Here is a 26,784-nt window from a genome sequence, read left to right as displayed (position 1 = left end):
GGTCGTCGCCATGTGGCTGCTACTTCTCGCTTATCTCGGCGGTGTGCTGACCATCGTCAGCCCGTGCATTCTGCCGGTATTGCCCTTTGTCTTCGCCCGCACCGGGCAGCCGTTTGTGCGCAGTGGCCTGCCGCTGCTGGTGGGGATGGCCCTGACATTCGCCCTGGTCGCCACCCTGGCGGCGGTGGGCGGGAGTTGGGTGGTACACGTCAATCAGTACGGGCGTTGGCTCGCATTGCTGTGCGTTGCGCTGTTCGGGCTGACGCTGCTGCTGCCGCACCTGGCCGAACGCCTGACCCGGCCCCTGGTGGCAGCCGGCAGCCGGCTGTCGCAAGCCGCGGGCAACGATGCCCGGCCACGGCCTGGGGCGTCGTTGCTGATTGGTGTTGCCACAGGCCTGCTCTGGGCGCCGTGTGCGGGGCCGATTCTCGGCTTGCTGCTGACCGGCGCGGCCCTGCAGGGGGCGAACCTGGGCACCAGCCTGTTACTGCTGGCCTATGCGGCCGGTGCCGCCACCTCGTTGGCCGTGGCCCTGTTGCTGGGCGGCAAGGTCTACGCCGCGATGAAGCGCACGATCGGCGCCGGTGAATGGCTGCGCCGCGGCCTGGGCGCCGCGATGCTGGTCGGGGTTGTGGCCATCGCGCTGGGCCTGGACACCGGGATTCTGGCGCAAGTCTCCACGGCCTCCACCGGCAGCCTGGAGCAGGCACTGGTTGGGCGCCTGGCGGGCAAATCGGCGAACGGCGGCGGGGCGATGATGGCGCAAAACCTGCCACCCCGGGACGCTGGCGGCGGCAGCATGATGGCCGCCGGTGGCGCGATGAAAGCGACCGCCAAGGACCCCGCGCTGCCCATCGAGGGCCAGTTGCCGGCGCTCGACGGTGCGGTGCAATGGCTGAACTCGCCGCCCCTGGATGCGCAAGCCTTGAAGGGCAAAGTGGTGCTGGTGGATTTCTGGACCTACTCCTGCATCAACTGCCTGCGGACCCTGCCGTATGTCAAAGCCTGGGCCGAAAAATACCGCGACCAGGGGCTGGTGGTGATTGGCGTGCACGCGCCGGAGTTCGCCTTCGAACGCGATGTCGGCAACGTCACCAAAGCCATGAAAAACCTCGGCATCACCTACCCAGTGGCGATCGACAACGATTACCGGATCTGGCGCGCGTTCAACAATGAATACTGGCCGGCCCACTACTTTGCCGACGCCCAGGGGCGGATCCGCTATCACCACTTTGGCGAGGGCGACTATGCCGAGTCGGAACGGGTGATCCAGCAGCTGTTGCGTGAAGCCGGCAACGGCAACGTCAGCGGCGGCCTGATCCAGGCCGATGCCCGGGGCGTGCAGCAGGCACCCGACATGAGCACGGTGGCTTCGCCGGAAACCTACGTCGGCTATCAACGCTCCGAGCATTTTGTGCCCGAGGCGAGCCTGGCTCCCGACACGGTGGCGGCCTACCAGGCCCCCGCCAGCCTGACCCTGAACGACTGGGGCCTGAACGGCCAGTGGCAAGTGGGCGCCGAACGCGCGGTGGCTTCGGCCGCCGGGGCGGGGATTGTCTATCGCTTCCATGCCCGTGACCTGCACCTGGTGCTCGGCCCGGGCGCCGACGGCAAGCCGGTGCGCTTCAAGGTGACGATCGATGGCCAGGCCCCGGGCGCGGCCCACGGTGTCGACGTCGCCCCGGAGGGCAGCGGCAGCGTCACCGAACAGCGTTTGTACCAACTGCTGCGCCAGCCGGGTGGGGTGGGCGATCGCACTTTCAGCATTGAATTTCTCGACCCGGGTGTCTCGGCCTACGCCTTCACTTTCGGTTGAGCCGCCGTACCTTTCTGTCAGGAGTCATGCGCCATGCACACCTCTTTCAAACGCTTGTTACTGGGCCTGGCCATGGTCGGGGTGGTCGGCCAGTGTTCGGCTTTTTCCTTTGGCCGCAGTGAAGAACCGGTGGTCATCGCGGCCCCGGCCCTGGATGAAAACACCCAGGCCCACAGCGAAACCGCAGTCTTTGCCGGGGGCTGTTTCTGGGGCGTGCAGGGGGTATTCCAGCATGTGAAAGGGGTGCAGCGCGCGGTTTCCGGTTACGCCGGGGGCGCGGCCGATACCGCCCGGTACGAACGGGTCAGCGACGGTGATACCGGGCATGCCGAATCGGTGCAGGTGACCTTCGACCCGACCCAGGTCAGCTACGGCAGCCTGTTGCAGATTTACTTTTCAGTGGCTCACGACCCCACCGAACTCGACCGCCAGGGCCCGGACAGCGGCACGCAGTACCGATCGGCGCTGTTTGTGCAAAGCCCTGAGCAACAACGGGTGGCCCAGGCCTATATCGTCCAGCTCGACGCGGCCCATGTGTTCGGCAAGCCCATCGTCACCCGGCTGGAGCACGACAAAGGCTTCTACCCAGCCGAGGACTACCATCAGGACTTCCTCACTGAGCATCCGGCGTACCCCTATATCGTGGTCAACGACCTGCCCAAGGTTGCCCACCTGAAACAGCTGTACCCGCGGCGCTACCAGGAGCAGCCAGTGCTGGTCAAAGGCGGTTCCTGACCCGTCGCTGGCCGCTAGGGTATTTGCGGCCAGGTGTCGGTGATGTCCAGCCAGCAGGCTTTGGAGTCGACGTGGATATGCTGTTGGCGCGCCGCTACTAACTCGCTGTCGAGGGTCCCCAGGGCCACCGAGACCCAGTCCGGGAAGTCGCCGGCGCTGTTCGACCAGAACAGGCTTGAACCGCACACCCCGCAGAATTCGCGAAGCACCGTCGGTGATGAGCGATAGGCGCGCAGCTGGTCCTGGCCGCCGAGCCATTCAAGGGCCGCGCGCCGCACGCTGCCGTAGGAGGCAAAGGCGGCGCCGTGGGATTTGCGGCACTGGCCACAGTGGCAGTGGCTGACCGCCTTGATCGCCTGGTGCAGGCGATAGCGCACGGCGCCGCACAGGCAGCTGCCGTCGTAGCAGGGAAGCTCGGACATTGGGTTCATAGGCTCGCAGGGCTGATAACAGTGACGGCGCACATCATATGGCGTTTGCCACCCGGTGTACCTTACTCTCCCCGAGCCCGGCTCCAGGTCACCCCGCACTCAAGGAACGAGTCATGAACCGCACGCTCTGTATCGCCACCAGCCTTTCGATCACTATTCGGGCCGCTGAAAGATCAACTGCAAAACCGCGTCGTCCTCAGCAACGCCGCGACCCGGGCGCCGAACAGCGAGGGGCGGGCGCGCAATGTCGGTGATCGTTATGCCAGCCTGAGCAGTGATGCCTGCCAGGCCCCGTGCGGTGAACCGGCCGGGAGTTACACCTATGGCCTTGAGGCCAAGCTGGAGCGCGCCGAGGCGCCCAAGGCGAAACGCAGCCTGGGCGACAAGTTCGACGATGCCTACATCGGCGCCTGGACCACGGTGTTCGTGATTGCCCTGTTGCCCCTGGTGCTGATCGGCCTGGCGGTGGACAAGGCCACCGATTGAGCCTTGATCAGTAGAGCCACTTGCGCACCAGGCTCTCGCCATAGCGGGCACCGAGCAGCGCTTCGCCGGTGTCATCGTCGTCGTGAACCTCCGCCAGGCAGCGCAGCATCAGGGCGTCGAGGTAGTCCTGGGTTGAATCGAAAAACCGCGTCAGGGCCGGCTCGGTGTCATGGTCAAAGTAGTAGACCGCCCCGTCCTGGCGGTGGAAACAGAACATATTGCCGTTGCCCAGGTAATCCCCAAACGCGACCAGGGCCTCGACCAGCGGCAGGTCCAGGTTGTCTTCATAGATATCGGTGATGCCGGGATAGGCCGCCAGCAGCGGCTGGATGCACACCGGGCCGTGATGCACGCTGCACAGGGTTTCGGCCAGGGACAGCGCCCCCAGTTGCAGGTGGTACTGACGCAGGGGCGCGGGCAGGGCGCAGCCCAGTTGCTGCTCCAGCGCCTGGATGGCGCCTTCAGCGACCGGTGTCAGCATGGGGGCCGAGACATGGCCCTCCCACAGGGCGGCGTAAGCCTTGATCACGGCCTGATACCAGGCCAGGCGCGCCTGCGGATCGGGCAGCGCCGGCCATGCCAAGGCCGGGCAATCGGCAGGTGGCCAGGTGTCGGAGGTGTTATCGAGGTCGGACATGGGGCTTCCTTGCGCGGTGGCGGTGAGTGGGGCAGGGATTATGCAGGATGTCGCGGGCGTTCCATGGCGATGTTCGAGCGGGCAAACCCCAGTTTTTCGAAGAACGCTTCGGCACCGGGACGGCCGGCGCGCAATACCCAGGTGATCTGCGGGTCGTCGCCCATGATCTGCTGCACCAGCCCACGGCCGATGCCTTGGCCCCGGTGTTCGCTGGCGACCACCACCATCGACAGGTAACCATTGGACAGACCGTCGCTGATGCCACGGGCAAAACCGACCACCTGTCCATCCTTGAACGCCACGGCAGTGTGCTGGGAGTGGGCGATCAATTGCGCAAAGTGCGAGGGCGACCCGATGCGGTGGCCCCAGCCATTGGCCCCGAGAAACAGCCGTACGGTTTCGATTTCCTCAGGGAGGATCGGGCGGATTTGCATGTGTTTACCCCTGGCCACGGCCTTGCCTAACGTCAGCGCCCCACCTTAGCGGGGGAGGCCTGTTCTGTGAACTGCGACTTTGTCGGCGGCGGAAGACGGTGGAACTTCCGGCCAGGCCCGCAGCCCAATTGCTGCATGGCGCCCGCTCGTGGTGGGTGGCCCGGGCGGTTTTTCACCCCGTAGGGTTCTGCTATGGTGGCCGCCTCTTCAACGGATGAGTATCGAGACTGCTTATGGCTTACGCCCCTCACTCGCGCTCCGGCGGGATGTTCTCCAGCCTGTTGATCACCCTGATCGGCGCCGGCCTGCTGTTGATCGCCGGCAAGGTCGCCAGCGACCGTTATGACTTTGTCTCCGAGGCGAAAGTGGCCCAGGGCCTGGTCAGCGAACTGAACGCGGGCGGCGCGCACCCGCAGATCGACTTCACCAGCATCGCTGGCGAGAAAATTTCCTACCCCCAGGGCGGTTTTATCTTCGGTTACCAGATCGGCCAGCCGGTGCGAGTCCTGTATTCCCCCGAGCGTCCGGCCAATAGCGCGATCATCGATGACCCCTGGGCCCTGTGGGCCACGCCGGTTGTGATCGGCGGCCTGGGCCTGCTGTTTGTGATCTGCGGCGTGCCGGGGCTGATCAGGCGCAAGCCCCGGCGCGTCACCCGGGGCAGCCTGCTCAAGGGCCTCTGACCTACGCCAGGCCGGCGAGGCAGGCTTCAAGGATATCCAACCCTTCTTCGAGCACTTCGGGCTCGATGGTCAAGGGCGCCAGCAAGCGAATGATGTGCCGCGCCTTGCCGCTGGGCATCAACAGCAGGCCGGCTTCGCGGGCGCTGGCCAGCAGCGCGCTCAGTTGCTCGGGCGCCGGTGCGCCCTGAGGGGTGACCAACTCGATACCGCGCATGGCGCCGACCCCGGTCAGGCGTCCCAGGTAAGGCGAAATTTTCTGCGCCTGCCAGCGCTGGTAGCGCTCGACAATCGCCTGCTCCTGGCGCTCACCCCATAGTTGCAGGCGTTCATCGCTCATCTCGTCCAGAGTGGCCAGGGCCGCCGCGCAGGCCAGTGGGTTGCCGGAGTAGGTGCCGCCCAGGCCGCCCTTGGGCAGGTTGTCCAGCAGCTCGCGGCGCCCGACCACCGCCCCCAGGGGCACGCCACCACCAATGCTTTTGCCGAGCAGGATCAGGTCCGGCTCGATGCCCAGGCGCGAGAAGGCGAAACGCTGCCCGGTGCGGCCGAATCCGGACTGGATTTCATCGACGATCAACACAATCCCATGCTGGTCGCAGAAGCGCCGCAAGGCCCGGGCGAACTCCGCATCCAGGGCCAGGAAGCCGCCTTCGCCCTGGACCGGCTCGACGATGAAACAGGCGACGTCGGCCACATCGATTTCCACGCTGAACAGCCGCTCCATGGCCTTGAGGGCCTCGGCGCAGCTGACGCCGTTGTCCTTGCTGGGGAAGGGCAGGTGATACACCGGGCCCGGCAGCACCCCCACCTTCTGCTTGTAGGGCGCGACCTTGCCGTTGAGGTTGAGGGTGGCCAGGGTGCGGCCGTGGAAGCCGCCGTCGAAAGCGATCATCGCCGTGCGCCCAGTGGCGCCGCGCACGATTTTCAGGGCGTTCTCCGCCGCTTCCGCACCGCTGTTGGTGAGCATGCCGCTGACCGGGTAACCCACGGGGATAAAGTCTGCCAGGCGCTGCATAAAGTCGATGTAGGGACCGTGGGGGGCGGCGTTGAACGCGTAATGGGTGAGTTTGCCTGCCTGCTCCCGGATCGCCGCCACCACCCGCGGGTTGCAGTGCCCGAGGTTGAGCACGCCAATGCCGCCGACAAAATCGATGTAGCGCTTGCCGTCGCCATCCCAGACCTCGGCATTTTTGCCGTGGCTGAGAAGGATCGGATGGACGATGGAAATCGAACGGCTGATGGTCTCGCTGCTCATGCTGAGGGGCTCTGGTTGCCTGGAACGTGGCGCTATCTAAGCCAACAGCCGGTGCTTGTCGCAAACGAAATAAAGTCGCCGGGTCAGTATGAAATTTCCGAATGTGTGGCCGCATCCCGCGCCACGTCTTCGACTATCCAGTCGAGGAAGGCCTTGACCTTGGGGATCTGCGCGGTGTGTTCGGCGTGGGCGACAAAGTGCGCGCCGCTGCTGGGCAAGGGGTAGTCCCAGGGAATCACCAGGGTGCCCTGGGCCAGTTCGTCGGCCACCAGGTACCGCGGGATCAGCGCCACGCCATAACCGCATTGGGCCGCGCGGATGCACATGTAAAAAGTGTCGAAGCGCGGCCCGTGATAGCTGTTCTGCGAATGCAGGCCCTGGGCCAGGAACCATTGGTGCCAGGCCTCGGGGCGTGAGGTGCATTGCAGCAGGGTGTGCTGCGCCGATGGCGAACTGTGCTCGGCGACAAAGTCCGGGGCGCACACCGGCACCACGGCTTCGCGAAACAGTTCGATGCAGGTCGCACCCGGCCACGACCCCTGGCCGTAGAAAAAGGCGATGTCGGCCTTGGCCTGCAACACATCGAAGGGCTCCAGCTCGTTGCGGATCTCCAGGTGAATGCGCGGGTGGCGCTGGGCGAAATGCTTGAGCCTGGGCACCAGCCAGCGGTCGCCGAAGGTCGGCTGGGTGGCGATCCGCAGCACTTCGGTTTCGCCGCCATAGGTCTGGATGTAGCGGCTGGAAATGTCGACCTGGGTCAGGATCTTGTGCACCTCGGCCAGGTACAGCGAACCGGCCGGGGTCAGGAACAGACGCTGGCGCACCCGCTCGAACAGGTTCTGGCAGAGCATCTCCTCGAGTTGCGCCACCTGCTTGCTCACCGCGCTCTGAGTCAGGTGCAGCTCCTCGGCGGCGCGGGTGAAACTCAGGTGGCGGGCGGCGGCTTCGAAGCATTGCAGGGCTGTCATGGAGGGGGTCAGGCGTTTGGAAATCACAGGCTGTCCTGGTGCGGGGGGTGGGAGTTCATTCCTGGGCGGAACGGGCTGTTGCCGAAACATCGTTTGTTCAACCGGCGGCAACCGACTAATACTGGCCGGCCTCGAAGATTTCAAGCCTTATCCGGTTTGAAGGATGAGCACCGCACCACCCTTGCGCGCTTGCGGGCACGCGACGAGCCACAGCGCCGTTGCGGCCGGTGAACCTACCCGGCTCAGGACTTACGTGCCGAACAAGAAGAAAAATGGAGATGTTGCATGAACCCAGTTAAATCCACCCTCGCATTGTTCGCCGCTGCCGCCTTGCTCGGTGCCACGGCCACCGCCCAGGCGGGGGCGACCCTCGACGGCATCCACAAGAAAGGTTTTATCCAGTGCGGCGTCAGTGACGGCCTGCCGGGGTTCGGCGTGCCGGATGCCCAGGGCAAGATGGTCGGTCTCGACGTCGACGTGTGCCACGCCGTGGCTGCCGCCGTGTTTGGCGATGCCTCGAAAGTGAAGTTCAGCCAGCTCACGGCCAAGGAGCGCTTCACTGCGTTGCAGGCCGGCGAGATCGACGTTCTTTCGCGCAACACCACCTGGAGCAGCTCGCGGGATGCCGGCATGGGCCTGGTATTCACTGGCGTGACCTACTACGACGGCATCGGTTTCCTGATCAACAACAAGTTGGGGGTGACCAGCGCCAAGGAGCTGGATGGCGCCACCGTGTGCCTGCAGGCCGGAACCACCACCGAGCTCAACGTGGCCGATTACTTTCGCGCCAACGGCCTGAAATTCACCCCCATCACTTTCGACACCGCCGATGAAAGCGCCAAGGGCCTGGAGGCCGGGCGCTGCGACGTGCTGACCACCGACCAGTCCGGGCTCTATGCCCAGCGCCTGAAAATGGCCACCCCGGACGACTTTATCGTGCTCCCGGAAATCATCTCCAAGGAACCCCTCGGCCCCCTGGTCCGGCGCGGCGACGCCGAGTGGTTCAGCATCGTCAAGTGGACCCTGTTCGCCATGCTCAACGCCGAGGAAATGGGCATCACCTCGGCCAACGTCGAAGCCCAGGCCACGTCCACCCAGAACCCGGACATCGCCCGTTTGCTGGGGGCTGATGGCGAGTACGGCAAGGACCTGAAACTGCCCCGCGACTGGGTGGTGCAGATCGTCAAACAGGTGGGTAACTACAGCGAAGTCTTTGAGCGCAACGTGGGGCAGGGCAGCCGCCTGAAAATCAAGCGCGGGCTCAATGCGCTGTGGAACAACGGCGGGATTCAGTACGCACCGCCGGTGCGCTGAGGTCCGGGTGTGTGCCCGTCCGCCCAGGCGGTCGGGTGCGCCGTGGTGCCAAGCTCAGGCGTCTTGCCGAGCCTTGGCCTTGGCCCGCCGGTGGCGAATCAGCGCCGCGGCGACAAACAGCAGCACCACCCCGATAAAGATGGGCAAACGATAGGGTTTGAGATTGCCCAGAAAATGTTCCAGCGCCTCACCGGCCCAGTACCCGGCCGTGACGAACAGCGTGGCCCAGACCGCAGCGCCGAGCATGTTCAACAGGGTGAAGCGCCACGGTGACAGCCGGCTGGCGCCGATCACCATCGGCCCGACCAGACGCATGCCGTACAGGAATCGCACCGCAAACACTGAGGTCGAGGGGTAGCGCTCGATCAAGCCCTGGACCCGCTCGATCGCCGCCTGGTGCCGCTTGAGCTTGGGCAATAGCCGCGCGCCGAAGTAGCGCCCGCTCCAGAACAGCATCTGGTCCCCCAGCATCCCGCCGACACTGGCCCAGGCAATCACCGGCCACAGTTTCAGCACCTGCTGGTGCGCCGCCATGCCGCCCAGAATCAACACCGTTTCGCCCTCCAGCAGGCAACCGATAAACACCACCCAGTAACCGTATGTGGCGAGGAGGGCGTTGAGGTCGAGGTGTTCAAACATGAGGGGCAGGCCTTGTGGTCAATCAGCGATGGTCAGAAAAGTGAGTGGCTGGCGGTGGGGGAAGTTCCCGGGTTTTTGGCCTGGGTCGACGTGGGAGTGAAGAGTCCGAGGTCGTTTATTTTGGGATATGTCTTTGACATATACATTGCGATATCTACACTGGATATACCTTAGGTATATCCCTCGGAGTGTTTATGGAACAAGGGTCGGTATTTAAAAGTAACCGCAGTCAGGCGATACGCATGCCCAAGGCGGCAGCTCTGCCGGAGGATGTTACTCGGGTGGATATTGTCAGCATTGGACGCAGTCGAATTATTACCCCGGCCGGCGAGTCTTGGGACAGCTGGTTTGATGAAGATAGCGTCAGCGATGATTTCATGAGTGACAGGGATCAGCCTGCCGAACAGATACGTGAGTCCTTCTGATGCTCAAGTACATGCTTGATACCAACATTTGTATCTTCACCATCAAAAACAAACCGCAGCAGGTTCGTGAGGCGTTCAGCCGGCAGCATGGTCGCCTGTGCATCAGCTCAGTGACCTTGATGGAACTGATTTACGGTGCGGAGAAGTCAGCGGCCCCTGAGAAAAATCTGAATGTGGTCGAGGGATTTTCTGCGCGGCTTGATGTGCTGGACTATGACGACGAGGCGGCGATTCATACCGGTCAGCTTCGCGCAGAACTGGCCAGGCTGGGTCAGCCTATCGGTCCTTACGATCAACTGATTGCAGGTCATGCGCGCTCTCAGGGGCTGATTCTAGTGACCAATAATCTGCGTGAGTTCCAACGGGTTCCTGGGTTGCGCGTGGAAGACTGGGTCTGATGCGTCGGCTACTAGCCAGGCGCTGACCACCTGTTTCAATCCGCCTCGGCTTCCCGCGACGGCACAAACAGTTCGGTACTGCCCGTAGGCTCGCTGTGCCAGGCTTGAGTCACGGCTTCCAGGGCGGCTTCACTGTAGGTCTTGAAGGCAATCTCGGCGATGCCCCAAGCCTGGTCATGGATCACCGAGGCTTGCATGTCTTCGCCCTCGAACGCGTCAATCCCCAGGTAGCTCTCCTTGGCCTGCAAGTGCAGGCGCTGCACCAAGTGCTGCGCCACACGGGGATCGATGGGCAGCGGTGGGGCAAACTCCCAGCCACTGTCGCCCAGGGATTTTGTGCTGCCCAGCGCCAGCACAAAGGCGGCCTTGTAACGGTTGCGCAGGGCACCTGGAACCAGCGTTCGCCAGACCTCCCGGGCAATGGCGCCTCGGCCCATGCCGATGCCTTTGGCATGGCGGGCGAAGTCCTGCTGCTGGGTGATGTCCTGCCACTGTTCCACGCTCAGCAATTGCTCATGCGGCGGCTGGCTTTCCAGTTCGAACTCGATAAAGCGCCCGTTCTGGTCGATCAGCTCGCCGCACAGGCCGGGCATGCCGGGGAAGTCCAGTTCCAGACGGAGCAGGATGCTGCGCGCCCAGTCGACGCCCCGGGCGGCGCCGGCCTCACGTAGCGCCAGCGGCAGGCCCTGTTGGCGCCAGTGCAAGGCGCACGTCGTCAAGGCATGGGCGGCGAGGGCGTTTTGCTCCTGCACGTTCAACTGGCGCTTTTTCAACAACCGGGCAATGTCCAAGGCGCATCCTGTTCCTGAAGGTTGAGGTGATTTCGCGCGGGCTCAGCGTGCCCAACTCAACGGCAAAACAGCTGGATATTACGCGACGACGGGTAACGAATCTCGACTGTTGCCCCCGCTTCGACCAATGCCTGCTGCCAGACCTCGAGCGCTGCCGGCCAGGCGCCGAGCACCTGGAACACGCCTTCGGCCAATCGCTGTTTGGCCTCCTGCGGGCTGAGCCGCGTCGCTTGGCGCAGCACACTGAACACTTTCGCTGGCTGGGGCCCGACATCGATGACCCACAGCGCAGGGTCCAGGGCGGGCAACGGCGGGTACTCGGGGAAGGGGCCATGCTCGGCCCGTAATTGCTCCATGGCCACTGCATGGGGCAGATGGGACAGGGCCTTGGCGCTGGCCAGGTGTTCGTCGCAAAACCACTCCAAGCCGTGCGCCTGGCCCGCGGCGCCCTCGGGCAACGCGCGGAAGTCGGCGAATGACACCGCGCCGCCGCCTGTGCCGCGATGACCGTACTCGCAGCGAAAGTCGTTGTGGCACAGGTCACAGATCGGCGGTTTCATGCAGCGCCTCCCAGGTGAAGTGGTTTCGGCGATACAGGGTCGAGGTCAGGGGGTGGCTGATGTCGCCCTGCAGGCGTTCGCACAGTTGATGCAGTTGCGCGATGCCGGTGGTGTTGGCGGCGTCGGTAAAGGCCAGCACATCCCGCGCCGGCAGGGCGGCGATGGCGCCGTTGGGCAGCAGTTGGGCGTACCACTGCGACCAGAATTCATCCAGCAGGAGCAGGCTGGCCTCGAAATGGCCGTCCAGCAGCACCGCAAACAGCTCGCCGTGGGCCCGGACGTCAGCCCGTTCCTCGGCCAGCGCCGCAAGGTTGCGCAGGCCGATCAGGTGCAGTGCCTGTGGGCTGATGCCGGCCTGATCCAGGTGCCGTTGCTGCACATAGGCAAATGACTCGCCTTCATCCACCAGGTACGCCACCAGCAGGTCCTGGGCAAAAGGCTGGAGGATTGGGCTGTCGGCGGGAGACAGCGTCAGTTCGATCACGTCCGAGGCGGGCGCCTGGACCTTGAGGTAGGCAATGGCCCGTTGGCAAAACGCTTCAGCACTGGTCGGCATACGGTTCCCTGTTCACGACGATGATCGGACGGCGAGCGCCAGGGTAACGCGGGCGCCGCCGTTGCGGAATGCAAGTGCTGCGCTGGAGCCACGAACGGCGCTTTTTTACCCCAGGTGCACGGCAGCTGATCCATATCAAACTGCCATCAGAGAAATGCCTGTAAAACACTTTTATGCGCAACTCCGTGAGGTTGTGCGCCCCGGTCCGTGTGGACACGTGCCCGGTGATACCCATAAAAATAGATGCCGATAACTGCCGAGGAGACCACTCCAGGCAGTTCTTAAAGGAATAACCTGATGGCTTTCTCTCTGTCACGCTTGGCCATTCTTGGCGCGGCGTTGCTCTGCGTTCACTCCGTCCAAGGCAATGAGCCGATACCGGCACCTGCTACCGTCCAGACCACCCCCCCTGCTGAACCAACCCTGGTCGAGCGCGGCCTGTATGTGGCGCAACTGGGCGACTGCATCGCCTGCCACACCGCCAAGGGCGGGGCGATCATGGCCGGTGGCCTGGAACTGAAAACCCCCATGGGCACCATCTACTCGAGCAATATCACCCCCGACCCGGACACCGGCATCGGCCGCTACAGCTTCGAGCAGTTCGACCGCGCCATGCGCGAAGGCGTGACCCCCAACGGCAGCCATTTGTACCCGGCGATGCCATATCCGTCCTACGCCAAGATGACCGAAGAGGACATGCGTGCGCTCTTCGCCTACCTGATGGACGGTGTGGCGCCGGTGGCGCAAGCCAACCTCGAAGCCGACATGGGCTTCCCCTTCAACCAGCGCTGGGGCCTGTGGTTCTGGAACCTGGTGTTTGTCGACAACAAAGAGTTCGAAGCTGACCCGAAAAAAGACGCCCAGCTCAACCGTGGCGCCTATCTGGTCCAGGGCCTGGGCCACTGCGGCTCCTGCCACACGCCGCGCGGCATCGCCTTCCAGGAGAAGGCCATGAGCGACAACGAGTCCGGCGGCGAGCATTACCTGGCCGGCGAGACCGTGGAAGAGTGGCGCGCCCTCAGCCTGCGGAACCTGTGGACCGTGGAAGACACGGTGCAACTGTTGAAAACCGGGCAGAACCGCTTCGCCACCGTGGCCGGCAACATGGCCGATGTGATCAACCACAGCACCCAGCACATTTCCGATGCAGACCTGACGGCGATCGCCGCCTACCTCAAGTCCCTGCCGGCTGGCAAAGACGACCTGCCGATGCCGTCCCAGCCACTGACCCCGGCCGCGCCACCGAGCAACCTGTTCAGTTCGCGTGGCGGCCTGGGTTATGCGCAGTTCTGCTCCGACTGCCATCGCCAGGACGGTGGCGGCGTGCCGCAGATGTTCCCGGCGCTAGCGGGTAACCCGAGCATCGCCTCGGCCAACCCGACCTCGCTGCTGCACATCACCCTGACCGGCTGGCAGACCGCGCAAACCGCGGCCCACCCACGGGTCTACACCATGCCGGGCTTTGCCCAGCTGGCGGATGAAGAGATTGCCGAGATCCTCAGTTTTGTCCGCAGCAGTTGGGGCAACACCGGCTCGGCCATCAGCCCCGCGCAGGTCAAGGCCATGCGTGCCCAGCTCAGCCCGACGGTTGAAAGCACCTTGTTCGAAACCCCGCGCCTGGCCAATCTGCTGGCCGCACCCAACGCCGAGCAAGTGGTGCGTGGCATGCGCCTGCACCTGGAAACCAAGGCGCTGTTGCCGGACAACGTCGGCAACTCCCTGAACTGCACCAGCTGCCACCTCAACGCCGGCACCGTGGCCGACGGCTCGCCCTTTGTCGGAGTTTCGGCGTTCTTCCCTGGCTATGCGCCGCGGGCCGGCAAGACCATTACCCTGGAAGAGCGCATCAACGGTTGCTTCCGTCGCTCGATGAACGGCAAGCCGCTGCCGGTGCAGGGCACGGACATGCAGGCGATGGTGGCCTACTTCGACTGGATGAAAAACAACACCAAGCCCGAAGACAAAGTGGCCGGGCGCGGTGTCGGCAAGATCGACCCGTCGCTGACCCCCAACCCGGAACACGGCCAGCAGGTCTACGCCAAGCAGTGCGCGGTGTGCCATGGCGCCGACGGTGAAGGCCTGAAACGCGCCGATGGCAGCCTGATCTTCCCGCCGCTGTGGGGCGAGCAGTCGTTCAATATCGGTGCCGGCATGGCTCGCACCAACACCGCCGCGGCCTTTGTCAAACGCAACATGCCCATCGGTTTCCATGAAAAATTCCCCCTGGGCCAGGGCGGCCTGAGCGACCAGGAAGCGCTGGACGTGGCCGAATACTTCTCCCACCAGCCGCGTCCCGATTTCCCGGACAAGGTCAAGGATTGGCCCAAGGATAAAAAGCCGGTGGATGCGCGTTACTGATTGCGCTCAACGCGTGTCACCCCGTGCCGGCGTCTGCCTGACAGGCAACGCCGTCCGCGCCTTTGGCGAAAGAAAGAGCAGGCGCCGGCAATCGGTGTCCTGGTAAAAACTCCTCAGCGGCCTGTGGCCCTGAGGTAGGATTGCCGATCTTTTTCAATGGCTGCCACCCCCTGGCAGCCGTCCGCCATGCTCAAGGACGAACGATGAAACCCACATCCCTGTTGTTGCTCTGTCTGGCGTTGGGCCTGGGCCTGGGTGGCTGTACCCGCCTGTCGACACTCAAGGCCACCACCGTCAGCTATCGCTTGCCGGAAGGCAGCGGGCCCACTGCGCAAATCCGCATCATCGCCAAAGGCATTGTTCGCGGCGTGCCCAGCAGCGACTGCATCGACTGGCGCAAGCCCGACTCGGGGTTGATGGTCCGTCCCCACGGCAATCGCCCTAACCCAAACTTCCGCTCCCTGGGCATGCCCATGAGCGCCGAGGCCGACCGCCTGCGGCGCAGCGACGACTTCGGCGCCAACGAGCTGAAAATACCCGCCAACCGGCCGTTCGCCCTGATGTTCAGCAACACCGAGCGCCCCAAAAACAGCGACTTGATCTACAGCTGCGCGCAGTCGGTGCGCTTCACCCCCGAAGCCGGGGTCAATTACCAGTTGGTGTTTATCCATGACACCCAGCAGCAATGCCTGGCGCTGCTGCGCAAGATCGACGGCCAGGGCAATGCCCTGCCGGACGAAGTGAAGCTGGAAAAAGCCGACTATTGCAGCGCCGATGCCCGGCCTTGATGCAGTGAGCAGATCCGCGCCTGGTGCCAGCCCCCGCAGCAATAAGCCCTATTCAATAAGGATGGAGTGAACATGACGTATAGCTTTGCAAGCGAACAGGAAGCAGCGCAGGCCATGCTGTTGGAAGTGGCCGGGTTGCTCAATCGTGAAACCATCGACTATGCGGTGATTGGCGGCTGGATCCCTTACCTGTTCAACGCCAAGCCCATTCGTCATACAGGCACGTATGACGTCGACATCATTTTGAATGCGGCGCTGAGCAAAGAGCATGTTATTCGGGCTCTGGACTCAATGGTCAAGGACTCGGGGTATATGCGGGCGCCAAAGAACGCGTTCCAGGTGTACAGAAAGCTGGTGGTCAACAATGAACCGATGATTTTTCATGTGGATTTTCTGCACAGGAAATATGCGGATGATTCAGCCGACCTGATTATGCAGTGGGGGCGTTATGAGTCCATCGCGACCCCGGGCACGGATGTGATCTTCACTGAAAAAGAAGCCAGGTATCAGGTGATATCGGGGCTGGCCATGGATGGAACGGAAACCTTTCTGAAGGTGCCTTTCGCCACCGAAGCCGGCTTTCTTTCGTCCAAGGGACGCTCGGTTGGTTTTGGAAAGCGCTTGCGGGATGCCTTCGATATATTCCTGATCATCAATCAGTCGAACAACATCGCTGAACTGACGGAGCGCAGTCAGCAACTGATGAAGAGCTCAATATTCGCGGCTTCCATGGCGCGTTTGGAGCACGAGTTCAATAAGAGATCTGCCGCCGATGATGCCGCCGCTTTTATCGTCAAACTTGCTCCCGAACATATCCCAGGCTTTGTCGAGGACGCAGACAAAGCGCAGTTGGCCAATACTCAAAAGGCCAAAGAGTGGGTTCTGAAAGTGGTCAATGAGTTTTTGACTGCGATAAAGCCAGTGCACCGCGCGGGCTGATTTCACTCCGACATCCGCGCCGCAGCGGATGTCCGGCATTGCGACTGGAGAGTCGAGGCGTGATTGAGCCTTATCGCGCCTTGCACCGCTCCAGTTGCTCCTGGCTCTGCAACTGAGTGACGATGCCCAGGCGATACCGGCAGTAATCGATCACCTGCTGACGTTGCTCGTGGTCGAGTTCGACCAGGGACTTGTCGTCTGCCTCGTAGGCAAAAATATTCTCGAAGCGGATACGCAGGGTCGGCGACTTCTTGATGAAGAACCGGGTTTCGGCGTAGCCGTCCTCCATGGTCTGGTAGGTGCCGGTGAACAGTACCCCGAGCAACAGCAGGGCCAGGGTGGTGAAGAGGATTTTCATCAGCAGCGGGGCTCGCAAGTGGCAGGGGCGAAGGTGTTTTACCGGGCCGGTTCAGCGGCTGGATGGCTCATCCGGCGCGACCATCCGCGTCGGCGCCGAGCCGTCGGCATTGTGCTGGTAAATCTGCTGCGGTTGTCCCTGTTCATTGAAAAAAACCTGGCCGATTCCCGCCGAGTTCCACAGCCGCTCACCGGCTTCGGCACGTTCGGGGATGTGCGGGATGACCCGCATCAGTCGGCGCTTGGTAAACCAGTTCAGTGGCGAGCGCGGCGAATACAGCCAGCGGTTGAGGCGGTCGAACCATTCCAGCAGGGCCGGGGGGAATTCGTTCTTGATGCCGCTGCTGGTGATCTGCCAGATCCTCGGGCCGCTCTTGCGGTGACGGATCAGCACCTCGTACACGAATGAATAATGCACGTCCCCCGACAGCACCACGTAGCTGCCCGGAGTCCGCGAGTGGCGGAAGATATTCAGGATCACCTGGGCCGAGCCGCGATGAGCCATCCAGTTTTCCGCATCCACCAGCAGCGGGTAGCCGCACCAGCTGAAGACCTTTTGCACGGTCTCGATCAACTTCACGCCAAAGATCGGCGCCGGCGAGACGATGATCGCCGAAGGGTGGTCCAGCAGCTCTTGTTGCAGCTCGCTCAAGGCCTCCCAATCCAGCAGGCCCGAGGGTTGGCCGAGGTTGAACTCGCTGCGCCAGCGCCGGGTGCGGGTGTCCAGCACCACCAGCGCCGGGGTGGTCGGCAGCACGTAATGCCAGTGCTGGAAGCGCAGCAGCTCATCGATCAGTTGATCCTGGGCGGCGGCGTTCAGGTGCCCTTGCTGTGGGGTGCCGCTCAGGGCCCGGGTCTGTTCGAGCAGCGCGGGAAACGCGTCCGGGTTGTTGCCCCAGCCCTGGCACAACATGTAGGCCAGCAGTGCGTTGCCGATGATGCGTCTGGAAAACGGGTGGCCGTAGGCGGTTTCTTCCCATTGCGCGCTGAGGTTCCAGTCATCGGTGATGTCGTGGTCGTCGAAAATCATCAGGCACGGCAGGTGCGCCATGACCCGCGCCACGCCGCCCAGGCCGGCCACGAAACCGTCGATATGCTGCTGCTCGCGTCGGTAGCGGGCCTGCTCTGCGGGCAGCAACTGCGGTGGTGACGGGGCGATCAGGGTCCAGGGCAGCGGCGACCACACCAGCAGGTACATCGCCAGCACTTCGGCGAAGGTCACCAGGTGGTTGTCGGCGCTGCTGCTGGTGAAAATCGGCTTTTTCACCCCGCCAAAAAAGCGTTCGCGCAGGGTCTCGTTGCTTTTCAGCGCCGGCAGCAATTCGGCGCGGTGGTAGTAGCTGGCGCGGTGGCCGTAGAGCGCGGCACTGTCATCCACCACTGCGCCTTCCAGGTGTTCGTCGAACAGCCCGAGGCATGCAATCAGGGCGTGGATCGCCCGCAGCATCGGCCCGGCCACATCGTCGGCGTACACCTGGTCGCCACTCATCATCAGCAGGGCTGGGCGCTGCTCGGGCGCCGGGGCCTCGGCCAGCAGGCGGTCGACGCAGAGCAAACCGTCATTGGCCGGGTGGTGTGGCTTTCGGCACGAGCCGTGGAGCAACTGCCCGAGGCGGCTGTGCAGCACAAACTCCGGGCAGCGCGCCTGGCCGTACAGCAGGTGCGGCGCCCAGTCGGCGATGCCGGAGCTGGAGCCATCGCCGTGGTCGAGCAGCAGGTCGTAGCCGATGGCGACGTCCTGGGGCAGGGCTGCCTCCAGGGTGACGTCGATCAGGTGGATGAACGCCTGTTGGCCGACGGCGATCACCTGGCACTGCCGGGCGTCCAGGGCGATGTCCTGCGCCGGCTCGCCCGCGGCGACCTGCAAGCGCAGCGTCAGTGGCAGCGCCCGCGACCCCACCAGCCACAGCACCAGGCGCGTGGGTTGCAGGCGCCGCAGCAGCGGGCCGGCCAGCACGGGGGGCAGGGCGGTGGTAACAGGTGCAGTCAGGGGCATGGACGATCGGGGCTCACAGGGCAAACACAGGCGCGAATCTTACCGTAGAGGATGTCGAAGAATTGTCAGATCAAGCTGTGCGTGGTGCCGGGCAGGGCGCTGATTGCTGTCAGCCGGGTCGCGGCATCAAGGCGCTACCGGCACCTGGGCCACGTTATCCCGTGCGTCCTGCTCGATCTGCGCGCGCATCCATTGGATAAACAGCTCGGCGTCAGCCCCGGCTTCCGGCGACAGCGCGTAGTAATAGCGCGGCAGCGGCTGGTGCAAGGTCGGCAACGGGCACACCAGGCGGCCGCTGGCCAGGTCCTTGCCCAACAGCGAGGCCGGGCACAGGGCCAGGCCCAGGCCATCGACGCAGGCCTGCAGGACAAAATGCATATGGTCGAACTGCAGGGTAGGCGGGCTGCCCAGGGGCGCAAGGCCGCAGTGGGCGGTCCATTTGCTCCAGTCGGTGGCACGGGTGCGGCTGGTCAGCAGGGTGTGTCGGCCCAGGTCGCGGGCGCTGGCCAGCGGGGTGTTGTGCAGCAGTGCGGGGGCAGCCACCAGCAGCATTTCATCCTCCAGCAGCCGCTGCGGTTGCAGCGCCGCCGACCAGCCGGCCCGACCGCGCCGAATCACCAGGTCAAAGGTTTCCCGCGCCGGGTCGGGGTATTGGGTGCTGGTCACCACTTCGGGCTGGATCTGCGGGTGTTGCGCCATAAAGTTCGGCAAGCGCGGGATCAGCCAGCGCACGGCAAAGGATGGCCGCACATTGAGCGTCACCTTGCGCAGTGCCGCACCCTGGCGCAACGATGCGGCGGCGCTGGCGATCTGGGTCAGGGCCACGCTGACCTGCTCATAAAACGCCTGCCCGGCGGGGGTCAGTATCGACTGCCGCACCCGGCGCTCGAACAGCAGCACCCCCAGGTGCTCTTCGAGCAACTTGATATGGCGGCTGACCGCGCTGTGGCTCACGTGCAGCTCCTCGGCCGCGCGGCTGAAGCTCTCGTGGCGAGCGGCGGCGGCAAAGGCGCGAACGGCATTCAACGGGGGGAGGTCGGCAATCATGGGTCTAATTTAGTCACATATAGGGCGCAATTAAAGCGTTTGTCAGCGCGGGTGCTTGCCGCCACCCTGAAGGCCGCCTTTGCCCGGTTGCCCAGCCCATGCCCGATGCCATCCCCAGCAGCACCCGCAGCACTGATCGAGATTCAGCCCGCGCCGCGTCGATCCTCGGCCTCTGCCTGCCCGGCGACACCCTCTTGTACCTGCTGCTGCCGATGCAGCACGAAGCCTTTGGCGTCAGCCTGGCCGAAGCCGGGCTGCTGTTGGCGGCCAACCGTTTGATCAGGATCTTTGGCTACAGCTACGTGATGCGCTTCTATGCGCGCCACGGCGACCGCCCGATCTGCCTGCTGGCCGCCGGCACCGCCGCGCTCTGTGCCCTGGGCTACGCCAGTTTGTCCGGGTTCTGGTGGCTATTGGTGTTGCGCCTGGGCTGGGGCTTGTCCTACGCCGCGCTCAACCTGTCGACCCAAGTCATGGCCACCGCCGAACCCAGCGGCGCAGCCCGCCGCACCGGCCGCTCCCGAGCGCTGATCGCCACCGGGCCGATGCTGGCCCTGCCCCTGGGCGCATTGCTGACGGTGGAATACGGCCCGCGCCTGATCTTCCTGGTCATGGCCGCTACCTCGCTGCTCGGCCTTTGGCTGTCCTTCGGCCTCCCGGCCAAACCCCACCCCCTGGCCAGCTCGCCCCGGCGCTTTCAACGCCCCGACAGCGTCGCCGTCTGGTCCTTTATCGAAGGCCTGGTGCTCGACGGCCTGTTTATCATCGGCCTCTCGCTGCAAGCCGAACACCTGATGGCCGGCGACGCCGTGGTGGTCGCCGGCGTACTCCTGGCCCTGCGCTACGTCTCGGAAATGCTCCTCAGCCCCCTCGGCGGCCTTGCCGCACAACGCTGGGGCGCCACCCGCATGCTTATCGTCTTCTCCCTGCTCACCTCCATCGCCCTGATCGGCTTCGGCTGGCACTGGCTGATCGTCGGCGGCGCCCTGGTCCTGATCCTGCGCGCCCTGCAACTGCCGCTGGTGGTCACCGTCGTCGCCGAACGCCACCCCGGCCCCGGGCGGGTACGCGCACTGGCCGCCAACGCCGTGTGGCGCGATATCGGCGCCGGGATCGGGCCATTGTTGGCCGGCGTGTTATTGCCGGTGGCGCCGTCGGTGTGGGTGTATTCAGTGGCAGCGGGGTGTCTGGCGGTGAGTGCGGTGGTGTGTCGGGAAGTTCGACGGGGGACAAAGGCGTCGTCGGCTGAAGAGGCGTGAAATATCTAGCGTCAAAGCCTCGATTGAGCCGTGTGAAGCCCGCACTAGGTTTGATGTGCTGCTGTTAATTCAGCGGCCGGGCCCGTGAACCCGCAAACACTGGGCGCATAGGCGCCACAAATCCATGCTGGCTCTATACACAGGAACGCATGGGTTTTTGCCGCTGACTTCCTTCCCTGGCCTGCCGAAAATCTTCGGAGGTGGCCTATGACCACCTCCAGCAAAATTCCCGGCGGCGTCACCTTCGCCCCAGTGGTGAAGCCCGAGCCCCTCTTAGGCCGACACCCGGCGCGGTTCGTTGCTGTGTTCCAGTTCCAGCGCCTGGCCGTGTTCGATCACCCAGCGCATCAAGTCGGTGATGCTGACGCGGTGGCGGCGTTCGACCCATTCCATGCCTTCGGGGCTGTAGCGTTCGTTGTAGCGGGTGAGGATCAGGTGTTGCGAATCGGCCGCCAGTTGCAGGCTGATTTCACGGCAATGCAGGGTGGCGTCGGCGTGTTTGGCCACCCGTTGCAGGAGCATCAGGCAGGGGCGTTCAGAAGTCATCGGCGGTGGCTCCGGGGCAGCGGTGCTGGGCGGGCTCGGTGGCCCCCTGTTTGCCTTCTTCGATAAAGGCGGTGCGGTGTTCGGCGACCACGTTGCGCAGGGCGCTGTAGTAGTCGGGCAGTTTTTCCAGGCTGTCGGTCAACGGCAGCAGGGCGGCGCGTTCGTCGACGATGCCGCCGACCGTGGCCACGGTGCCCAGGGTTTGCACGGTGTCGCTGTGATCGCCAAAGGGGTCGACGAAGAAGCTGAGGATTTTGCCCGCCGAGTCGCGGCTGTTGCCGTTGCCCAGCAGCGGCAGTTCAACGATGGGGCCGTTGCCGATGCCCCACACCCCGAAGGTCTGGCCGAAGTCGGCAGTGTGGCGCGGGATGCCGATCGGGTCGGAGACGTTGATCAGGCCCAGCACGCCCACGGTGCTGTTGACCGCAAAGCGCCCCAGGGTGTTGACCGAGCGCTGCGGGTTGCCCTGCAGCAGGTCGTTGATCAGGACCTTGGGCTCGCCGAAGTTGCTGGCAAAGTTATGCACACCCTGTTGCATCACATCCGGCAACTGCCGGTAGCCCCGGGCAACGGGGGCCAGGGCGTATTTATCCAGCGTGCGGTTGAAGGCGAAGATGCCACGGTTGAGCGGCTCGGCCGGGTCGTACACCGAGGTGGCGCTCTGGACACAGGGGTCGCTGCCGGCTGGCGGCTGGCTGCTGCAGCCGGTGAGGTAAGCCAGGGTCAACAGCAGGGCGGCGTGACGGGCCGGGGCCAGGGAGTGAGTCAGTGAGGGCATGAGCGCGCAGTCTCCAGGAAAGTGCGCCGATCCTGGCAGCCGCACCTTGCGCAAAGATGTCTGCTTTGTTGCGCCGCTGACGGTTTGTTACCGGGTTGAAATATATGACGGAGCGGGCCGAATGGTTTTAGATAGCGACTCTTTCCGACCTGAAGTGATGCCCGCTGGTGAGCAGTCTGTTGATCGTGGACGACGACCTTGAGGTCCTCGCGCTGCTGAAGAAGTTTTTTGTCCAGCACGGCTATCAGGTGGCGGTCGCCACCGATGGCGCCTCGCTGTGGGCGGCGCTGGCGCAGCAGCTGCCGGACCTGATCATCCTCGACCTGATGCTACCCGGCGACAACGGCCTGACCCTGTGCCAACGCCTGCGGCTGCTGCACGCGACGCCGGTGATCATGCTCACTGCCATGGGGGAATTGAGCGACCGGGTGGTGGGCCTGGAGATGGGCGCCGACGATTACCTGAGCAAGCCCTTCGACGCCCGCGAACTGCTGGCCCGGGTACGTGCCGTGCTGCGCCGTGCCGGCGAGAACCGACCGCTGCTCGGTGAGGTGCCACGGCCCTTGATCCAGTTTGCCGAGTGGCAGTTGGACGTCACCCGGCGCGAACTGCGTTCGCCGGATCAGGTGATGATCCCGCTCTCGGCTGGCGAGTTCGACCTGCTGCTGGTGTTTGTCGAGCACCCGCAACGCATCCTCAGCCGCGAGCAGTTGCTGGACCTGGCGCGCGGGCACGCCCACGACGCCTTTGATCGCAGCATCGATGTGCAGGTCAGCCGCCTGCGCCGCAAGCTGGAGTTTGACACCAAGCGCCCGGCGATGATTCGCACGGTGCGCAACGGCGGCTACCTGTTCACCCCCAGCGTGACCCGCCAGTGAAGGGGTTCAAGGCGGCGCTGGGTTACCGCCTGCGGGACACCGTGGAGCGCTGGATCGCCCTGACCATCATCATGGCCATGCTCACAGCCCTGGCGTTCAACGCGCTGTTCGTGCAACTGGCCGGGGTCTGGGCGTATCCGCCGTTGAGCGAGTCCGGCCTGGTGGACAGGATTGCCTCCATCGTCAATCTGCTCGACGCCTCGGAGCCGGCCAGTCGTTCACACCTGACCCAGGCGGTCAGCGATGGGGGCGTGACGGTGGCCTGGTACGCCACGCGCCAAGGGATCGAGGTGCCAGTGGTCGACGACCCGGAGTACCACCAGGATTCCGAAGGCCTGCGTCGTTTGCTCAAGGCGCCGGAGGCGCGTATTGAGGCCTACCAACCCAGTGACTGGCCCGGCCCTGGCGGACGCTATGCGTTGCTGCTGCAATTGAGCGATGGCTCCTGGCTGATGTTCTCCTCGGCTTCGCGCAGTTGGGGGCTGGAGGAGGGGCCGCGCAACCTGATCGTGATGCTGTTGGTGCTGATGTCCGCTGGCCTGGTGGCGCTGTTGGCCACCCGCCGCCTGGCCAGGCCGCTGCAACAGTTCGCCCAGGGTGCGCGACGGTTTGGCGTGGATTTTCGCGCGCCGCCGATCGAACCGGTGGGGCCCCATGAAATTCGCCAGGCGATCCTGGCGTTCAATGCCATGCAGGCGCAATTGCAGCACTTCATCAAAGACCGCACGCAGATGCTCGCGGCCATCTCCCATGATTTGCGGACGCCGCTGACGCGCATGCGCTTGCGCGGGGAATTTATCGAAGACCCGGAACAACAGCAGCGGCTGTTTCGTGATGTGGACGAGATGCAGGCCATGATCAATTCGGCCCTGGAGTTCTTTCGCGACGACGCACGCCTGGAGCAGGCGACCCCGCTGGATCTGGCGGAACTGGTGCAAACCCTGATCGACGATTACCGGGACCAGGCCATTGATATCGCTTTCAGCGGTCCGCCACGCCTGGTGTACAGCGGCCGGCCCCTGGGGCTGCGGCGGGTGATGAGCAATCTGTTGGACAACGCGATCAAGTACGGCGGCGAGCCGGAGATTGTGTTGGAACAGGGGGCGCAGCAGTTGACCCTCCGCGTGCTGGACCGGGGGCCGGGGATTGCCGCGGATTGCCTGGAACAGGTATTTGAGCCGTTCTTTCGCCTGGAACAGTCGCGCAATAAAAGCACCGGCGGCGTGGGGTTGGGGCTGTCGTCGGCGCGGGCGATCGTGCGCGAGCACGGCGGCCAGTTGACCCTGCACAACCGCGAAGGCGGCGGCCTGGAAGCACGGGTGACGTTACCGGTGTAGCCGCTGCCGAAGGCTCGGGGCGTGTTCGGCAGCGGCGACAGGTCAGGACCAGTCGAAGGTGAACAGGACCAGGCCGTCGACGGGTTCGTAGAACATGACGATGCGGTCGGCACCGGCGCTGCGGTAATGCCAGCCGGGGACGCTGAGGACATGGTGGAAGCGGCGTCCAGCAGGGCTCAGGGGCCAGACGCTGGAATCACCGCTGTCATCGTCGACTTCGACCACGTCCATGGGGAATTCCACGGTTTCCACCCAGTTGGCGCGGCCGTCGAGCTCGCCGCCCAGGGTATCGATAAACTCCACCGGGTCGCTGCCCCAGTCGGTGCGGGCCAGGTGACCGTGTTCGCGATAGAACTGGCGGTTGGCTTCAAAGGCCGCCTGCTGTTCGGCGTAGTGTTCCAGCAGCTCCTCCTGCAGGTCCGGTCGCCCTTCGTGCAATTGGGTGTTGCCTTCATCGAGGAAGAAGTAGCGTGGATCGCCGCACAGGCGGTAGCGGCCTTCTTCCAGCTTGAAGCCGATCCAGTTGGTTTTCAGCAGCTCGCTGTGCAGTTCCCAATCCTCGGTCAGCTCGCCCACGAGGCCCTCGTAGGGCTCCAGGGGGCTGAGCAGGTGCAGCTGGCCGGACCACTCGGGGTTGACCATGCTCGCGTCGATGCTTAACAGCGGGTGCAGGTGGCGGGCCAGGCCTTGTTGGTCGGCGACGAACACGGCACTCGGTTCGGGGAAGGCGACGGCGCCGGTCGGCAGTTGCTTGAAGTCCGGGGTACTGCTCATGGGGAGTCCTTTCTGGGGGCGTTGGCCCTGGGGGCAATTCAGGCGCGGCTGTTGCGAAAGCTGCCGGGGGTCACCCCGACTACTTTCTTGAAGGCACGGGCCATATGGCTTTGATCGAAGAAACCGCAACTCAGGGACGCCTGCGCCAGGCTGGCGCCGCTGCGCAGCAGCTTCTGCACCTGGGCCACGCGGTTCTGGATCTGGTAGCTATGGGGTGAAATACCGAGCTGGTTCTTGAACACGCGGATCATGTACAGCGGTTCGAGGTCGACCAGTTGCGCGAGTTCCTCGAGGGGGATGTTTTTATCGAAATCCGCGTCGAGTTTTTTCCGGATGCGTCGGACCGCATCGCGCTCGGCGCCATCGACCAGGTTCACGGCCACGCCGCAGCGCTGGAACAGCTGTGCCACCAGCTCCAGGAGGATGGTCTCGCGCTCAAGGGTGGGGTTTGTCCGTTCCAGGACCTGGTGCTGCTGCAAGAACCATTGGGCAAAGGTCGGATCCTGGCGCATCACCTCGCGGAACAGGTGGATGTGCTCCGCTGCAAAGCGTCCCTGGAAGATCACCCGATTGAGCCAGGCCGGGTCGATGTAGAGCATGCGGTACATCCAGCCGTCGGCACTGCCGGGCACGCCGTCGTGGATCTCGCCGGGGCTGATGGTGACCACGCTGCCGGCGCCGCCCAGATGATGGGCGCCGCGGTAGAAGAGTTTTTCCACGCCGCTGCTGATCACGCCGATGGCGTAGCGCTCGTGGGAATGGCGGCCGAAGGTCTGCTGGCTGTAGCGCGCTGAAAGCAGCTCGCAGTCGCCTTCGGCAATGCGCCAGAACTGGGAGAAGTCGCCAGCCGGGGTTGCAGGCTCTTTGCGCGTGGGGCGGTGGTCCATGAGCCTGTCCAGTTTTGTGCAATACGGTGGATAAAACGGCGGATAAATTTAGCACCCATCCCGTAATGCGAGCTAGATCCAATGAACCCCACGCAATTGTTGATAGGCGATTACCGCAAGTCCTCCTGGTCGCTGCGTGCCTGGCTGGTGCTGGTCAGCGCCGGTGTGTCCTTTGAGGTGATCAAGGTCCGCCTGGACCAGGCGGATACGCGCCAGGCGATTCTCGAGTATTCGCCATCGGCCAAGGTGCCGGTGCTGTTCCAGGGCGAGTTGGCGATCAACGACAGCCTGGCGATTGCCGAGTACCTGGCCGAAACCTGCCCCGACGCCGGGCTGTGGCCCGCCGATAAAACCCTGCGCGCGTTGGCCCGTGCGGCCTGCGCCGAGATGCACGCGGGGTTTGTCGCGCTGCGTACCCAGTTGTCGTTCGGGGTCGATACCGGGGAGCAGCCGCCCGTGCTGGCGGCCGAAACCCAGGCCGATCTGCAGCGTATCTTTGACCTTTGGAACCCACTGCGCAGCCTGAGTGGAGGTCCGTTCCTGTGCGGCGGGTTTGGTATTGTCGACGCCTTCTACGCACCGGTAGTCTTGCGTTTGCGGCGCTATGGCATCGAGGTGCCGCACGCCTTGCAGGACTATGTCGACGCCGTACTGGCCAGCGCCCCCGTGCAGCAATGGCTGCGCCTGGCCGCAGACGAGCGTTGAGCGCCGCGCA

The 26,784-nt window shown here is 64.2% G+C and carries 29 protein-coding genes; 13 read left to right on the top strand and 16 right to left on the bottom strand.

Features of this window, described 5'->3' with window-relative positions:
• Positions 1–10 precede the first annotated feature (10 nt).
• Positions 11–1,816, top strand: a complete 1,806-nt coding sequence (locus tag MF4836_RS23905) for a cytochrome c biogenesis protein DipZ (RefSeq protein WP_078472369.1) — start codon at positions 11–13, stop codon at positions 1,814–1,816.
• Positions 1,817–1,849: 33 nt separating this feature from the next.
• Positions 1,850–2,551 carry a peptide-methionine (S)-S-oxide reductase MsrA gene (gene msrA, locus MF4836_RS23900; protein WP_078472368.1) on the top strand — a complete coding sequence of 234 codons (702 nt, stop codon included), beginning with the start codon at positions 1,850–1,852 and terminating at the stop codon, positions 2,549–2,551.
• A 14-nt stretch (positions 2,552–2,565) separates the two neighbouring features.
• Here the strand turns inward: msrA and MF4836_RS23895 are convergent, their stop codons facing one another.
• The 3 genes from MF4836_RS23895 to MF4836_RS23880 form a co-directional block, all read right to left on the bottom strand.
• Complete coding sequence (locus MF4836_RS23895) at positions 2,566–2,973, bottom strand: GFA family protein (RefSeq protein WP_078472367.1); 408 nt, start codon at positions 2,971–2,973, stop codon at positions 2,566–2,568.
• A 502-nt stretch (positions 2,974–3,475) separates the two neighbouring features.
• Positions 3,476–4,105 carry an SMI1/KNR4 family protein gene (locus MF4836_RS23885; protein WP_078472365.1) on the bottom strand — a complete coding sequence of 210 codons (630 nt, stop codon included), beginning with the start codon at positions 4,103–4,105 and terminating at the stop codon, positions 3,476–3,478.
• 38 nt (positions 4,106–4,143) lie between these two features.
• A complete protein-coding gene (locus tag MF4836_RS23880) occupies positions 4,144–4,539 on the bottom strand; it encodes a GNAT family N-acetyltransferase (RefSeq protein WP_078472364.1) in 396 nt (131 codons plus the stop codon).
• Between the two features lie 233 nt (positions 4,540–4,772).
• Here MF4836_RS23880 and MF4836_RS23875 point away from each other — a divergent pair, with 233 nt between their 5' ends.
• Positions 4,773–5,222: a DUF3592 domain-containing protein gene (locus MF4836_RS23875; RefSeq protein ID WP_078472363.1), complete on the top strand. Its 450-nt coding sequence runs from the start codon at positions 4,773–4,775 to the stop codon at positions 5,220–5,222.
• Between the two features lies 1 nt (position 5,223).
• On the opposite strand, the gene MF4836_RS23870 is transcribed toward MF4836_RS23875, so the two are convergent.
• Both MF4836_RS23870 and MF4836_RS23865 read right to left on the bottom strand, forming a co-directional pair.
• On the bottom strand, positions 5,224–6,474 hold the full coding sequence (locus tag MF4836_RS23870) for a 2-aminoadipate transaminase (protein WP_078472362.1): 1,251 nt from the start codon (positions 6,472–6,474) through the stop codon (positions 5,224–5,226).
• Between the two features lie 83 nt (positions 6,475–6,557).
• Positions 6,558–7,466, bottom strand: a complete 909-nt coding sequence (locus tag MF4836_RS23865; RefSeq protein ID WP_178102982.1) for a LysR substrate-binding domain-containing protein — start codon at positions 7,464–7,466, stop codon at positions 6,558–6,560.
• A 261-nt stretch (positions 7,467–7,727) separates the two neighbouring features.
• On the opposite strand from MF4836_RS23865, the gene MF4836_RS23860 reads away from it, so the two are divergent.
• Complete coding sequence (locus MF4836_RS23860) at positions 7,728–8,756, top strand: amino acid ABC transporter substrate-binding protein (protein ID WP_078472360.1); 1,029 nt, start codon at positions 7,728–7,730, stop codon at positions 8,754–8,756.
• 54 nt (positions 8,757–8,810) lie between these two features.
• On the opposite strand, the gene MF4836_RS23855 is transcribed toward MF4836_RS23860, so the two are convergent.
• Complete coding sequence (locus MF4836_RS23855; protein WP_078472359.1) at positions 8,811–9,395, bottom strand: DedA family protein; 585 nt, start codon at positions 9,393–9,395, stop codon at positions 8,811–8,813.
• A 194-nt stretch (positions 9,396–9,589) separates the two neighbouring features.
• On the opposite strand from MF4836_RS23855, the gene vapB reads away from it, so the two are divergent.
• Both vapB and vapC read left to right on the top strand, forming a co-directional pair.
• Positions 9,590–9,820: a type II toxin-antitoxin system VapB family antitoxin gene (gene vapB / locus MF4836_RS23850; RefSeq protein WP_043229907.1), complete on the top strand. Its 231-nt coding sequence runs from the start codon at positions 9,590–9,592 to the stop codon at positions 9,818–9,820.
• Positions 9,820–10,218, top strand: coding sequence for a type II toxin-antitoxin system tRNA(fMet)-specific endonuclease VapC (vapC, locus tag MF4836_RS23845; RefSeq protein ID WP_020298420.1), 399 nt, complete (start codon positions 9,820–9,822; stop codon positions 10,216–10,218). The genes vapB and vapC overlap by 1 nt, the downstream gene beginning before the upstream one ends.
• 35 nt (positions 10,219–10,253) lie before the next feature.
• Here the strand turns inward: vapC and MF4836_RS34760 are convergent, their stop codons facing one another.
• The 3 genes from MF4836_RS34760 to MF4836_RS23830 are packed head-to-tail and all read right to left on the bottom strand — an operon-like array spanning position 10,254 to position 12,125.
• Positions 10,254–11,009, bottom strand: coding sequence for a hypothetical protein (locus MF4836_RS34760; RefSeq protein WP_102047938.1), 756 nt, complete (start codon positions 11,007–11,009; stop codon positions 10,254–10,256).
• A 56-nt stretch (positions 11,010–11,065) separates the two neighbouring features.
• Positions 11,066–11,569, bottom strand: coding sequence for a hypothetical protein (locus MF4836_RS23835; protein ID WP_078472358.1), 504 nt, complete (start codon positions 11,567–11,569; stop codon positions 11,066–11,068).
• Positions 11,550–12,125, bottom strand: a complete 576-nt coding sequence (locus MF4836_RS23830; RefSeq protein ID WP_078472357.1) for a DUF1444 family protein — start codon at positions 12,123–12,125, stop codon at positions 11,550–11,552. Before MF4836_RS23830 ends, MF4836_RS23835 begins: the two co-directional genes overlap by 20 nt.
• Positions 12,126–12,422: 297 nt before the next feature.
• Here MF4836_RS23830 and MF4836_RS23825 point away from each other — a divergent pair, with 297 nt between their 5' ends.
• The 3 genes from MF4836_RS23825 (at position 12,423) to MF4836_RS23815 (ending at position 16,210) form a co-directional block, all read left to right on the top strand.
• Positions 12,423–14,483, top strand: coding sequence for a c-type cytochrome (locus tag MF4836_RS23825; RefSeq protein ID WP_078472356.1), 2,061 nt, complete (start codon positions 12,423–12,425; stop codon positions 14,481–14,483).
• 203 nt (positions 14,484–14,686) lie between these two features.
• Complete coding sequence (locus MF4836_RS23820) at positions 14,687–15,271, top strand: hypothetical protein (protein WP_078472355.1); 585 nt, start codon at positions 14,687–14,689, stop codon at positions 15,269–15,271.
• Positions 15,272–15,343: 72 nt separating this feature from the next.
• Entirely contained in the window at positions 15,344–16,210 is an 867-nt protein-coding gene (locus MF4836_RS23815; protein ID WP_078472354.1) for a hypothetical protein, read from the top strand.
• 70 nt (positions 16,211–16,280) lie between these two features.
• Here MF4836_RS23815 and MF4836_RS23810 read toward each other — a convergent pair whose 3' ends face one another.
• The 3 genes from MF4836_RS23810 to MF4836_RS23800 form a co-directional block, all read right to left on the bottom strand.
• On the bottom strand, positions 16,281–16,568 hold the full coding sequence (locus MF4836_RS23810) for a hypothetical protein (protein ID WP_078472353.1): 288 nt from the start codon (positions 16,566–16,568) through the stop codon (positions 16,281–16,283).
• Between the two features lie 51 nt (positions 16,569–16,619).
• A complete protein-coding gene (locus MF4836_RS23805; RefSeq protein WP_078472352.1) occupies positions 16,620–18,563 on the bottom strand; it encodes an alkaline phosphatase D family protein in 1,944 nt (647 codons plus the stop codon).
• Between the two features lie 126 nt (positions 18,564–18,689).
• On the bottom strand, positions 18,690–19,610 hold the full coding sequence (locus MF4836_RS23800) for a LysR substrate-binding domain-containing protein (protein WP_078472351.1): 921 nt from the start codon (positions 19,608–19,610) through the stop codon (positions 18,690–18,692).
• A 98-nt stretch (positions 19,611–19,708) separates the two neighbouring features.
• On the opposite strand from MF4836_RS23800, the gene MF4836_RS23795 reads away from it, so the two are divergent.
• Positions 19,709–20,869 (top strand): MFS transporter, encoded by a 1,161-nt coding sequence (locus MF4836_RS23795; RefSeq protein ID WP_078472350.1) that lies wholly within the window; start codon positions 19,709–19,711, stop codon positions 20,867–20,869.
• A 273-nt stretch (positions 20,870–21,142) separates the two neighbouring features.
• On the opposite strand, the gene MF4836_RS23790 is transcribed toward MF4836_RS23795, so the two are convergent.
• Complete coding sequence (locus MF4836_RS23790; RefSeq protein WP_078472349.1) at positions 21,143–21,415, bottom strand: hypothetical protein; 273 nt, start codon at positions 21,413–21,415, stop codon at positions 21,143–21,145.
• Positions 21,405–22,193: an MlaA family lipoprotein gene (locus tag MF4836_RS23785; protein ID WP_078472348.1), complete on the bottom strand. Its 789-nt coding sequence runs from the start codon at positions 22,191–22,193 to the stop codon at positions 21,405–21,407. The genes MF4836_RS23790 and MF4836_RS23785 overlap by 11 nt, the downstream gene beginning before the upstream one ends.
• A gap of 167 nt (positions 22,194–22,360) precedes the next feature.
• Here MF4836_RS23785 and MF4836_RS23780 point away from each other — a divergent pair, with 167 nt between their 5' ends.
• Together MF4836_RS23780 and MF4836_RS23775 are read left to right on the top strand one after the other, a co-directional pair.
• Positions 22,361–23,071, top strand: a complete 711-nt coding sequence (locus MF4836_RS23780; protein ID WP_078472347.1) for a response regulator — start codon at positions 22,361–22,363, stop codon at positions 23,069–23,071.
• Between the two features lie 71 nt (positions 23,072–23,142).
• Positions 23,143–24,408: a sensor histidine kinase gene (locus tag MF4836_RS23775; RefSeq protein WP_238596194.1), complete on the top strand. Its 1,266-nt coding sequence runs from the start codon at positions 23,143–23,145 to the stop codon at positions 24,406–24,408.
• A 42-nt stretch (positions 24,409–24,450) separates the two neighbouring features.
• On the opposite strand, the gene MF4836_RS23770 is transcribed toward MF4836_RS23775, so the two are convergent.
• Both MF4836_RS23770 and MF4836_RS23765 read right to left on the bottom strand, forming a co-directional pair.
• On the bottom strand, positions 24,451–25,182 hold the full coding sequence (locus MF4836_RS23770) for a hypothetical protein (RefSeq protein ID WP_078472345.1): 732 nt from the start codon (positions 25,180–25,182) through the stop codon (positions 24,451–24,453).
• Between the two features lie 38 nt (positions 25,183–25,220).
• Entirely contained in the window at positions 25,221–26,069 is an 849-nt protein-coding gene (locus MF4836_RS23765; protein WP_078472344.1) for an AraC family transcriptional regulator, read from the bottom strand.
• An 81-nt stretch (positions 26,070–26,150) separates the two neighbouring features.
• Here MF4836_RS23765 and MF4836_RS23760 point away from each other — a divergent pair, with 81 nt between their 5' ends.
• On the top strand, positions 26,151–26,774 hold the full coding sequence (locus MF4836_RS23760; RefSeq protein ID WP_078472343.1) for a glutathione S-transferase family protein: 624 nt from the start codon (positions 26,151–26,153) through the stop codon (positions 26,772–26,774).
• Positions 26,775–26,784: the final 10 nt, after the last annotated feature.

This window comes from Pseudomonas sp. MF4836 (assembly GCF_002018875.1).
Taxonomy (GTDB): Bacteria; Pseudomonadota; Gammaproteobacteria; order Pseudomonadales; family Pseudomonadaceae; genus Aquipseudomonas.
This window is presented reverse-complemented; position numbering and strand designations above follow the sequence as displayed.

What these genes read in the sequence shown, in the direction of transcription:
- MF4836_RS23905 (WP_078472369.1), top strand. Translation starts at nt 11, where the DNA reads ATGTGGCTGCTACTTCTCGCTTATCTCGGCGGTGTGCTGACCATCGTC.
- msrA (WP_078472368.1), top strand. Translation starts at nt 1,850, where the DNA reads ATGCACACCTCTTTCAAACGCTTGTTACTGGGCCTGGCCATGGTCGGG.
- MF4836_RS23895 (WP_078472367.1), bottom strand. Translation starts at nt 2,973, where the DNA reads ATGTCCGAGCTTCCCTGCTACGACGGCAGCTGCCTGTGCGGCGCCGTG.
- MF4836_RS23885 (WP_078472365.1), bottom strand. Translation starts at nt 4,105, where the DNA reads ATGTCCGACCTCGATAACACCTCCGACACCTGGCCACCTGCCGATTGC.
- MF4836_RS23880 (WP_078472364.1), bottom strand. Translation starts at nt 4,539, where the DNA reads ATGCAAATCCGCCCGATCCTCCCTGAGGAAATCGAAACCGTACGGCTG.
- MF4836_RS23875 (WP_078472363.1), top strand. Translation starts at nt 4,773, where the DNA reads ATGGCTTACGCCCCTCACTCGCGCTCCGGCGGGATGTTCTCCAGCCTG.
- MF4836_RS23870 (WP_078472362.1), bottom strand. Translation starts at nt 6,474, where the DNA reads ATGAGCAGCGAGACCATCAGCCGTTCGATTTCCATCGTCCATCCGATC.
- MF4836_RS23860 (WP_078472360.1), top strand. Translation starts at nt 7,728, where the DNA reads ATGAACCCAGTTAAATCCACCCTCGCATTGTTCGCCGCTGCCGCCTTG.
- MF4836_RS23855 (WP_078472359.1), bottom strand. Translation starts at nt 9,395, where the DNA reads ATGTTTGAACACCTCGACCTCAACGCCCTCCTCGCCACATACGGTTAC.
- vapB (WP_043229907.1), top strand. Translation starts at nt 9,590, where the DNA reads ATGGAACAAGGGTCGGTATTTAAAAGTAACCGCAGTCAGGCGATACGC.
- vapC (WP_020298420.1), top strand. Translation starts at nt 9,820, where the DNA reads ATGCTCAAGTACATGCTTGATACCAACATTTGTATCTTCACCATCAAA.
- MF4836_RS23835 (WP_078472358.1), bottom strand. Translation starts at nt 11,569, where the DNA reads ATGAAACCGCCGATCTGTGACCTGTGCCACAACGACTTTCGCTGCGAG.
- MF4836_RS23830 (WP_078472357.1), bottom strand. Translation starts at nt 12,125, where the DNA reads ATGCCGACCAGTGCTGAAGCGTTTTGCCAACGGGCCATTGCCTACCTC.
- MF4836_RS23825 (WP_078472356.1), top strand. Translation starts at nt 12,423, where the DNA reads ATGGCTTTCTCTCTGTCACGCTTGGCCATTCTTGGCGCGGCGTTGCTC.
- MF4836_RS23820 (WP_078472355.1), top strand. Translation starts at nt 14,687, where the DNA reads ATGAAACCCACATCCCTGTTGTTGCTCTGTCTGGCGTTGGGCCTGGGC.
- MF4836_RS23815 (WP_078472354.1), top strand. Translation starts at nt 15,344, where the DNA reads ATGACGTATAGCTTTGCAAGCGAACAGGAAGCAGCGCAGGCCATGCTG.
- MF4836_RS23810 (WP_078472353.1), bottom strand. Translation starts at nt 16,568, where the DNA reads ATGAAAATCCTCTTCACCACCCTGGCCCTGCTGTTGCTCGGGGTACTG.
- MF4836_RS23805 (WP_078472352.1), bottom strand. Translation starts at nt 18,563, where the DNA reads ATGCCCCTGACTGCACCTGTTACCACCGCCCTGCCCCCCGTGCTGGCC.
- MF4836_RS23800 (WP_078472351.1), bottom strand. Translation starts at nt 19,610, where the DNA reads ATGATTGCCGACCTCCCCCCGTTGAATGCCGTTCGCGCCTTTGCCGCC.
- MF4836_RS23795 (WP_078472350.1), top strand. Translation starts at nt 19,709, where the DNA reads ATGCCCGATGCCATCCCCAGCAGCACCCGCAGCACTGATCGAGATTCA.
- MF4836_RS23790 (WP_078472349.1), bottom strand. Translation starts at nt 21,415, where the DNA reads ATGACTTCTGAACGCCCCTGCCTGATGCTCCTGCAACGGGTGGCCAAA.
- MF4836_RS23785 (WP_078472348.1), bottom strand. Translation starts at nt 22,193, where the DNA reads ATGCCCTCACTGACTCACTCCCTGGCCCCGGCCCGTCACGCCGCCCTG.
- MF4836_RS23775 (WP_238596194.1), top strand. Translation starts at nt 23,143, where the DNA reads ATGGCCATGCTCACAGCCCTGGCGTTCAACGCGCTGTTCGTGCAACTG.
- MF4836_RS23770 (WP_078472345.1), bottom strand. Translation starts at nt 25,182, where the DNA reads ATGAGCAGTACCCCGGACTTCAAGCAACTGCCGACCGGCGCCGTCGCC.
- MF4836_RS23765 (WP_078472344.1), bottom strand. Translation starts at nt 26,069, where the DNA reads ATGGACCACCGCCCCACGCGCAAAGAGCCTGCAACCCCGGCTGGCGAC.
- MF4836_RS23760 (WP_078472343.1), top strand. Translation starts at nt 26,151, where the DNA reads ATGAACCCCACGCAATTGTTGATAGGCGATTACCGCAAGTCCTCCTGG.